Source organism: Acetobacter papayae JCM 25143 (genome assembly GCF_000613285.1).
Lineage (GTDB): Bacteria > Pseudomonadota > Alphaproteobacteria > Acetobacterales > Acetobacteraceae > Acetobacter > Acetobacter papayae.
The window spans coordinates 1-8,593 of the sequence record NZ_BAIN01000086.1 but is presented as its reverse complement, the minus strand read 5'-3'; the positions used below and the strand labels follow the sequence as shown (position 1 = coordinate 8,593).

Sequence of the window (8,593 nt, the reverse complement as noted above, 5' to 3'; positions counted from 1 at the left end):
GCAATGTGCCCGGCGGGCTGGCCAGCGCCTTTATCGCCCGCGCGGAAAACAGCGCACCTGACCAGACGCTGGACGACATGGAAGCGGAAATCCGCACCATTTACGATACCGGCCTGCAGGACCACGATACGGGCCATACCTCCGCCGATCTGGCCGCCCTGCTGCAACGGGCAACGGCTGTGGCTACGCAGGCCGATACACTGATGACACGGCTGAAGCCCTACCACGCCATGTACCAGAATTTTCTGGACATTCTGGGCAAGCCCCCAGCCGCGGGCGACCCAGCCGAGGCCGCCTCCATTACCGAGCAGCGCAACACGCTGACACGCCGCCAGAAAGAGGTGGATGCACGCATGATGCGGCTGAAGCTGTATCAGGCCGAAGCCCAGCAGCTTATCAGCGCTCTGCGCCAGCATGGGAGCGCCATTCAGCAGGCGACACTCTGGCAGCGTTTTCCCTCACCCTTGGGTATCAATTTCTGGTCCGGTCTGGCGGGGGCGTTCCGGCAGGACAGCACCCACCTGCATGAACTGGCCCAACAGACCGTAGCCCTGACAGGCGTTGCCTTTAGCGGCTCGCGCGTCTTCATCACGCTAGGGGGGATTGCGGGTACGGCCCTGCTTATGGCCATGTGGCTGTGCTGCCACGGCCCGGTGCGCAGGCTGGTGAGCCGCTTTGTGCCTTTTGGCCGCCTGCGCCCGATTACCGCGACGCTCGCCTGTGCCGCCATAGCCACGGCGGCATGGGGTTTTTCGTGCCAGATCCTGTGGAATATCCTGTCTTTCGACAACCCGGCGGCACAGGGTGATCTGGCTGTTCTGGCCGACATGGTGGCGACACAGGCCCCCTTATGCGGTTTTGTGCTGGAACTGGCTGGTGCCTGTTTTCCCGCGCGAAGGAATGGCGGGTTTTCACCATACCCGACGAACTGGCCAGAAACCTGCGCCTGTTCCCTGCATGGCTGGCCGGGGCCATGCTTGTGCGCGGCGCGTTGCGTTACATGGATACCCATAGCGGCCTATCCCTGCTTTCCGTGCAGTTGATGGATGCTGCCTTTACGCTGGCTGTCAGCCCGCTACTGTTTGCCATCCCGCGTGAGTTGCGGGTAACGGCCAATACGGAAGACGAAGACAACCCGCCCCTTGCGCAGTTGCTGCGCAGTCTGGCCATGACGGTTGCAATCGTCTGCTGGCTGGCGGTGTTTTCGGGTTATATTCCACTGGCCTATACCATCATCTCCTGGCTGAGCATGATGAGCATCACGCTGGCGGGCCTGCTGCTGGTCTCACTCCTGTCCAGCACGCTCTGCGCTACAACACTGTGCGCGCATGGCAGTCTGGGCCAGCGCCTGACAGCACTTGGCATACCGGCGCGGCTGGTCAACCAGATCAGCGTGCTCATTCCCGGCGCGATCAACCTGCTTTTACTGGTAGTGCTGTTTGCTGTCGCGAGTTCGGGAGGCGGGTTCGATCCTTCGCAGGTCTGGACGCAGCTTGGTTTCCTGTTCAACGGCCAGACCAATGCCGACACACATTTTGTCTCGCTCAACGCCGTGCTGCTCTGTGTCGGGCTGCTGATTGCCGGGCACTATGTCATCAATCTGGTCAAAAGCTGGTTCAGCCAGAAATTCTTTCCCACCACCCGGCTGGATACGGGCGCTCAGGCATCCATCCTTGGCATTCTGGGCTATTCGGCATGGATTCTCATCGGGCTGGCCATGCTGTCGGTGCTGGGGGTTACGGTCAAAAGCCTGACATGGGTTGTCAGCGCCCTGTCAGTGGGGATCGGCTTTGGCCTGCAATCCATTGTGCAGAACTTCGTCTCCGGTATCATCCTCATGGCTGAGCGCCCTGTCTCGGTTGGAGACACGGTCACGATCGCTGGGGTAACGGGCAAGGTCGGACGGATTAGCGTACGCTCGACCGATATCCTGCTGGACGACAAATCCATCATGATCGTGCCGAACTCGCAGTTCATTACCTCAGCGGTCAAGAACGCAACGGCTGCTCAGAAACCCGGCGTGTTTACTGTAACACTCGACCTGCCGTTCACCTCCGATCTCGACCGGGCAATGCAAGTCATGGCCGATACACTGACCGCCTGCGACGCGGTAGATGGCATGGCCCCTGTTACGGTGGACATGACCTCGGTAGAAGATGGCTCCGTGCTGCTGACCGGCACCGCCACCGCACGGGCCGACCTGACAATCAAGCTGGCCAGACCCGTAGCCCTGCGCGCGCTCTGGCAGGCTTTTCATGAACAGGGGATTGCCGTCGCATCACGGCAGTTACTACTGGTACGCGACACGGAAACACCAGCAAGCTGAAAAACACCCTTACCCTGTCTGTCGTCTTGTGTAGAGCATGACTACAGACAGGGCTTACAGGGCACGCCCTTAATGGTCGTGCATGGTATCCAGATCGGCAAAGCGTGTGTATTCGCCTTCGAAAAACAGATTGATGGTGCCGGTAGGCCCATGACGCTGTTTTTCCAGAATCAGCTCGGCCTTGTTATGGACAAGCCCCATACGGCGCTGCCAATCTTCCATAGCCGCCTGATATTTATCCATGGAATCAAAGGCTGTTTCCTTGGGCTGGCGCTGCTGGAGATAATATTCGTCGCGGTAGACGAACATCACCGCATCGGCGTCCTGCTCGATCGAGCCGGATTCACGCAGGTCCGACAGCATGGGCCGCTTGTCCTCGCGGCTTTCAACCTGACGCGAGAGCTGGGACAGCGCCAGCACCGGAACCTCAAGCTCCTTGGCAATGGCCTTGAGCCCCTGTGTAATCATAGAAATTTCCAGCACGCGGCTTTCAGGACGGGTGCCGACTGACGGGCGCATGAGCTGGAGATAGTCCACCACAACAAGACTGAGCCCCTGCGTGCGCTTAAGCCTGCGGCAGCGTGTACGCATGGCCGAAAGGCTGATGGCGGGGGTATCGTCAATCACCAGCGGTAGGGATGACAGCTCGTGGCTGACCCGCACAAAGCGGTCAAATTCCTTCTGCCCGATATCACCCCGTCGAATCCGCTCACCCGAAACTTCGGCCTGTTCAGACAAGATACGGGTGGCAAGCTGTTCGGCCGACATTTCGAGCGAGAAAATAGCGACACTGCCTTTAGGCTTACCGCCCTTGTCGGAACTGTCTTCCATAATGGCGCGGGCGGCGGAAAAGGCCATTTTAGTTGCCAGCGCCGTTTTGCCCATGGCGGGACGCCCTGCGAGAATCAGCAGATCGGAGGGGTGCAGGCCACCGGTTTTCTTGTCCATATCCCGCAGGCCCGAGGTCAGGCCCGTAACATGGCCATCATTCTCGAAGGCTTTTGCCGCAACCTCGATCGCACCGGCCAGTGCGTGATTGAAGGAGACAAAATCCCCTTCCTTGCCTTTTTCGGTGGCAAGCCTGAACAGGGCCTCTTCCCCGGCCTCGATCTGGTCTGGCCCGGATAGCCCGCCCGATATGCCAAAGGCGTTGTTGACGACGGTTTCGCCAATATCGATCAACTGGCGGCGTATCCACGCATCATGAATGGCGCGGCCATAGTCACCCGCATTGATGATACCCACCATGGAGCCCAGAAGCTTGGCCATGTAGCCCATGCCGCCAACGCTTTGCAGCACACCTGAATGTTCAAGCTCGGCCCGCATGGTTACGGGGTCGGCCAATTGCCCGGCTTCAACCCGTCGGGCTATGGCCTCGAAAATCTGGCCATTTACCCGGTTAGCGAAATGCTCGGCGGCCAGAAAGTCCGAAACCCGGTCATAGGCACGGTTATTGGTCAGCAAGGCGCCAAGCAGCGCCTGCTCGGCTTCTATGTTGGCGGGGGGCTGGCGCAGGCCAAGAGCCAGAGGCCCTTCTTCTTTCTGCTGGTCGGCTTCGGTCGTGTTCATGCCTGCAACCATAGCAGATTTCCCGCGCCCCCCGTAAGAGTCCGCCGTCATTACGCGGGGGTCTTTTCAGCCCCCCCCTCACGCACCGCCCGATCGAGTTCATCATACGCGGTGACGATATGATACAGGGAACTGGTGGGAATACGTTCGGCCGCGGGCTGGCCCTGCGCGTCAAGCTGGTCTGTCCATGTGGCCTGCGCGCTGGGGCAGGCTTTGGGGCCGTGCAGATAGTATTCAAGCAGATTCTCACCCACGCGGGCAGCCAGCGAGGCATTACCCTGTGCGTCATGGCTGAGGATACCGCGCAGGGCCTCGCCCTGCACCCACAGGCGCGCGGCATTGCTGAGCACCTGACCATTGCGGCTGACCGCATCGCGCACCAGCGCCGTATCATCCTGCACGCCATGTGCGAGGGCAAAGCGGTAGAGACTGTCGGCCTCCGCACGGGTTTCGACACCGCTGCAGGCGGTATAGGCGTGGAGCAACCACACCCATTCAAAATGGTGCCCCGGTTCTGTCCACTGCCCGGCCTCACCCGCTGCCGGAGCCCAGTCCGCCTGAAAATACTCGCCCAGACACCCGGTTGTGGCGTCAAGAAAACGGGTTCTGAACAGATCATACAGCCTGTGGGCTAGTGTCAGGTCATCGGCCTGCCCTGTGGCATCGTACAGGGCCAGCACGGCTTCAAACAGGTGCATGTGCGGGTTCTGCTGCCATGCTCCGCCCTCATCAGGTAGGCAGTTCAGAAACCCGCCCTCGGGCCGGGGCATTTCCGTTTCGATCCAGCGCAGGGTTTCACGCGCGAGAGCCACGGGGGGCTCACCCACGCCGTCCAGCCTTGCGTACCACGCCAGCGCAAACACCACGAACGCCAGATCATACAGATCCGCCGTGCTGTCCAGCACCTCGCCCGAGCGCGTCAGGCGGCAGACCCAGCTCCATCGGCCCGGCGCGCCCTGAGCAGAAACTCAAAAAGAGCATCGGCCCGGGCACGGGCTTCAGGCCAGCCACGCAGGGCCGCCCATGAGAACACAAAAAGCTGGCGGGCCTGCACCCGCACCCGCTTGAAAGCCGGGTGCGCGGGCACCCCCTCGCAGGTCAGATGCTCCTGTGCGCCAAGGGCTGCTGGCATGCCCACAACACCATCGCACCCGGTATCTGCCCAGAATGGCAGCGCCTGCCCGAACAGCCAGTCGGTAAAGCGCGCATGCACGGCCCTGAGCGCCGCCCCCCCACCCTGCGACGATACAGAAGGGGCGTTACCCATGCCCGTCACGGAGTCTGGGCTCGCCCGATAATGGCCGTGGTGGAATGGCCCTGACGCAAATCAGCCAGTACCAGCCGCCCTCCGGCCCCCAGAACAAGATCCGCCCCGACAACGGTTTCAGGCGTGTAATCCGCCCCTTTCACCAGCACATCGGGCATCAGAGCACGGATTGTTTCGAGCGGCGTATCGGCATCGAAGGCAACAACGGCATCCACCATCCGCAGCGCCCCCATAACGGTCGCGCGCGCCTCCAGCGTATTGACCGGGCGGGTCTCGCCTTTCAGGCGGCGCACGCTGGCATCCGTGTTCAGTGCCACCACCAGCCTGTCGCACGCGGCACGGGCCTGTGCCAGCAGGCTGACATGCCCCGGATGCAGGATATCAAAACAGCCATTGGTAAAGCCGACCTTGAGCCCGCGCGCCCGCCAGCGATCCACCTGCGCACGCATGGCCTCGAGAGAAAGCAGCGGAGCCATGGCCCCTTCGCCCTCGCCCGGTGCCTCCTGATCATCCAGTTCGCGCAGAACCTCGCCAATATCCGCTGTGGCCGTACCGAGCTTACCCACCACCACGCCCGCAGCCGCATTGGCCACACGCATGGCCTGCTCGAAGCTCATGCCCGAGCCCACCGCCAGCGCCATGGTGGCGATAACGGTGTCCCCCGCACCAGAGACATCGAACACTTCACGCGCGCGCGCTGGCACGGACAGGGCCGGGCCATTACGCCGCACCAGCATCATGCCTTTTTCAGAACGGGTTGCGAGGATAGCCTGTGCCTCGGCCTGTTCCATAACCGTGCGGGCGGCGGCTTCCACCTGCGCTTCGCTCTCAACCGGCATGGCCGAGGCCGCCGCCAGTTCACGCGCATTGGGGGTAATGCACGCAGCCCCGCGATACAGACTGTAATCGGTGCTTTTGGGGTCAACAAAAACCGGCACGCCAAACTGCCGCGCCTGCGCGAAGAGATGCTCCAGCACGGCGGGCGCACAAACACCCTTGCCGTAATCCGACACCACAACCGCCTGCACCTGCGCCATATGAGCACTTATGGCAGCGCACAGGCTTTGAGCCTCCTGCGTAGCAAGGCGGGTGCGGCTTTCCTCATCCACCCGCACCACCTGCTGGTGGGCTGCGATAAAACGGGTCTTGCAGATTGTGGGGCGCACGGCACTGGCGCAGGTTGCATCCTGCAAGCCCGCCCTGTCGGCCAGCGCGCCACGCAGTGTGGCCCCGGCCTCGTCCTGTCCGGTCAGCCCTACCAGCACCGCCCGCCCGCCGAGCGAGAGAATGTTGCTGGCGACATTTCCCGCACCGCCCGGCATTTCGCGCCGGTTATCAAGCAGGAGCACAGGCACCGGCGCTTCGGGCGAGATACGCTCCATGCGACCGTACAGAAAACGGTCGAGCATGACATCGCCCACGCACAGGACAGTAATGGCGGAAAAATCCATCAGATTTCAGACCCCAAAGGTGCCGACAAAATCCACCAGCCCGGCCTGACGGGGCACCGCCTGACGGGCGGCTGTCAGCACCGCGCGGGCCTCGGCTATGGCGCGGTCCAGTTCGGTGTTGACGATCACGTAGTCAAATTCGCGCCAGTGCGAAATTTCGTCACGCGCGGCGGCCATGCGGCGGGCGATTTCGTCCGGATGGTCTGAGGCCCGGCCATGCAGGCGGCGTTCAAGCTCGGCCATGGAAGGCGGCAGCACGAACAGGCTCACCACATCGCCCGGCAACGCTGCCTGATCTGCTGGTGTCCCTGCCAGTCGATGTCGAACACCATGTCATGCCCGGCAGCGAGCGTCTGCTCCACCGGAGCGCGGGGGGTGCCGTAGCCGCGCCCGAACACGGTCGCCCATTCCAGCATTTCCCCCGCCGCGGCCATGTTTTCGAACTGTTCCATGCTGCGGAAGTAGTAATGCACACCCTCTTTCTCGCCCGGCCGGGGGTGGCGCGTGGTCACGGATACGGAATGCCGCAGTCGTGTGTCCGAAGCCCGCAAGGCATTGGCAATAGTCGATTTTCCTGCCCCTGAGGGTGCGGATATGACAAAACACACACCCCTGCGGTTTATTTTTGCCGGACAGTCTGCTCCGTTTTCCACCATGCCGCCTTCCATGCTCCCCTCAATGCTCCCTCGGTATGCCACCGTATTGCGCTTCCGGTCTTGCCCCTTCATGCCAGAAGCCGCCATGCTGCGCCACAGCCCGCAACACGATGCTGAAGACTGATTTTTCAATGCTCCATCCTTCTGCCCTTATTACCGGCGCTTCCTCTGGACTGGGTCAGGCGCTGGCCCTCACGCTTGCACGCCCCGGTCGCAGGCTCTGGCTGGGGGGGCGCTGCGCCGAACGCCTGAACGACACCGCCGCACGCTGTCAGGCAAAAGGGGCCGAGGTCTCCACCCTTCTGGCGGATGTAACGGACCGCGCGCGTATCGAAGCGTGGGTGCATCAGGCGGGGCCGCTCAATCTGGTTCTGGCCTGTGCGGGCATTACCGGGGGCACCCGCAAACCCAGCGCCACGATACAGGCCCCGCATGAACCCCCCGAACAGGTGCGCCGGATTTTTGAAACCGATCTGATGGGCGTGCTCAACACCGTGCTGCCCGCCATGGATGTCATGCGCCGCCAACCACGCCAGCCCGATGGCATGCGCGGGCGGATCTGCGCCATTTCATCGGTCGCGGGGCTTGTGTCTTTTCCCGGCACGCCTGCCTATTGCGCGGCCAAGGCGGCAGTGGACCGCTTTATGGTCGCCAGCGGCTCCAGCGCCCGGCGCGAGGGCATTCTGCTCAGCTCTGTCGTCTGTGGTTTTCTGGATACACCCATGGTCGCGGGCAACCGCTTTTCCATGCCGGGGCTGACAGACGTTAACACGGCGTGCCATCGTATCCTGCGTGGGCTGGGCCGTAACGAGCGGCGCATTACCTTTCCGCGCTGGCTGGCGGCGGGCTCACGGTTGATGGACCTTCTGCCCCCCCGCGTGGCTGAGGCCTATTACACGAGCCAGCCCACGGGCGCTCCGGGCAGCATGCCCGAGCCCGACCTTTCCTGAACCGAAACCGGCCACACCGGGCCTCTGCTCCTCGCGCTTTGTGGAAACACGCATGACTCAGGATACTCCCCCACCCGTTCAGGCTGCCGCCAATACGCCCCACGGGGGCTGGATGGAGGAACTTTCGGCGGCCTCCGTCAGCCAGCCCGTGCCGGATGCGCTCAAGACCATGAAAATGGACCGGGTGTTCTGGAGCCATTTTTCTCCCAATCTCGGCCCCGGCGGCTGGGTAACGGGCGCGCTGCTGGTCAGCCTCGGGCTAGATTTCCGCGCGGGCGTGGCCGCCGTGCTGCTGGGCAACCTGATCGGAGCACTGCCTGTTGCCCTGGCCGCAGCCATCGGCCACCCACCGGCCTGACACAGATGGAGGCCTC

The 8,593-nt window shown here is 62.6% G+C and carries 5 protein-coding genes and 4 pseudogenes; 5 read left to right on the top strand and 4 right to left on the bottom strand.

What is annotated here, in order from left to right; genetic code table 11:
* Nucleotides 1-1,043, top strand: a pseudogene (locus JCM25143_RS24310) (DUF3772 domain-containing protein); the annotation flags it as partial.
* Nucleotides 974-2,326: a mechanosensitive ion channel family protein gene (locus tag JCM25143_RS24305; RefSeq protein WP_234395275.1), complete on the top strand. Its 1,353-nt coding sequence runs from the start codon at nucleotides 974-976 to the stop codon at nucleotides 2,324-2,326. The pseudogene JCM25143_RS24310 and the gene JCM25143_RS24305, both read left to right, overlap by 70 nt.
* A 69-nt stretch (nucleotides 2,327-2,395) precedes the next feature.
* Here JCM25143_RS24305 and JCM25143_RS13510 read toward each other — a convergent pair whose 3' ends face one another.
* The 4 genes and pseudogenes from JCM25143_RS13510 to gmk all read right to left on the bottom strand — a co-directional run bounded on the left by JCM25143_RS13510 (nucleotide 2,396) and on the right by gmk (nucleotide 7,221).
* The gene (locus JCM25143_RS13510) at nucleotides 2,396-3,895 is read right to left on the bottom strand and encodes a replicative DNA helicase (RefSeq protein ID WP_081773590.1); all 1,500 of its coding nucleotides are present in this window, start codon (nucleotides 3,893-3,895) and stop codon (nucleotides 2,396-2,398) included.
* 50 nt (nucleotides 3,896-3,945) lie between these two features.
* Nucleotides 3,946-5,027, bottom strand: a pseudogene (locus JCM25143_RS19750) (AGE family epimerase/isomerase).
* A gap of 140 nt (nucleotides 5,028-5,167) precedes the next feature.
* A complete protein-coding gene (gene rfaE1 / locus JCM25143_RS13500; RefSeq protein ID WP_025861595.1) occupies nucleotides 5,168-6,613 on the bottom strand; it encodes a D-glycero-beta-D-manno-heptose-7-phosphate kinase in 1,446 nt (481 codons plus the stop codon).
* Nucleotides 6,614-6,619: 6 nt separating this feature from the next.
* Nucleotides 6,620-7,221 (bottom strand): annotated as a pseudogene (gene gmk, locus JCM25143_RS19745) (guanylate kinase).
* Between gmk and JCM25143_RS24300 the strand changes: the two are divergent.
* The 3 genes and pseudogenes from JCM25143_RS24300 to JCM25143_RS13485 form a co-directional block, all read left to right on the top strand.
* Nucleotides 7,118-7,393 carry a hypothetical protein gene (locus tag JCM25143_RS24300; RefSeq protein ID WP_234395278.1) on the top strand — a complete coding sequence of 92 codons (276 nt, stop codon included), beginning with the start codon at nucleotides 7,118-7,120 and terminating at the stop codon, nucleotides 7,391-7,393. The pseudogene gmk and the gene JCM25143_RS24300 sit on opposite strands and share 104 nt — an antisense overlap.
* A gap of 7 nt (nucleotides 7,394-7,400) precedes the next feature.
* Nucleotides 7,401-8,219, top strand: a complete 819-nt coding sequence (locus tag JCM25143_RS19740; protein WP_035371346.1) for an SDR family NAD(P)-dependent oxidoreductase — start codon at nucleotides 7,401-7,403, stop codon at nucleotides 8,217-8,219.
* Nucleotides 8,220-8,331: 112 nt separating this feature from the next.
* Nucleotides 8,332-8,593: pseudogene (locus JCM25143_RS13485) on the top strand (cytosine permease); the annotation flags it as partial.

What these genes read in the sequence shown, in the direction of transcription:
- JCM25143_RS19740 (WP_035371346.1), top strand. Translation starts at nt 7,401, where the DNA reads ATGCTCCATCCTTCTGCCCTTATTACCGGCGCTTCCTCTGGACTGGGT.
- JCM25143_RS13510 (WP_081773590.1), bottom strand. Translation starts at nt 3,895, where the DNA reads ATGAACACGACCGAAGCCGACCAGCAGAAAGAAGAAGGGCCTCTGGCT.
- rfaE1 (WP_025861595.1), bottom strand. Translation starts at nt 6,613, where the DNA reads ATGGATTTTTCCGCCATTACTGTCCTGTGCGTGGGCGATGTCATGCTC.
- JCM25143_RS24305 (WP_234395275.1), top strand. Translation starts at nt 974, where the DNA reads ATGCTTGTGCGCGGCGCGTTGCGTTACATGGATACCCATAGCGGCCTA.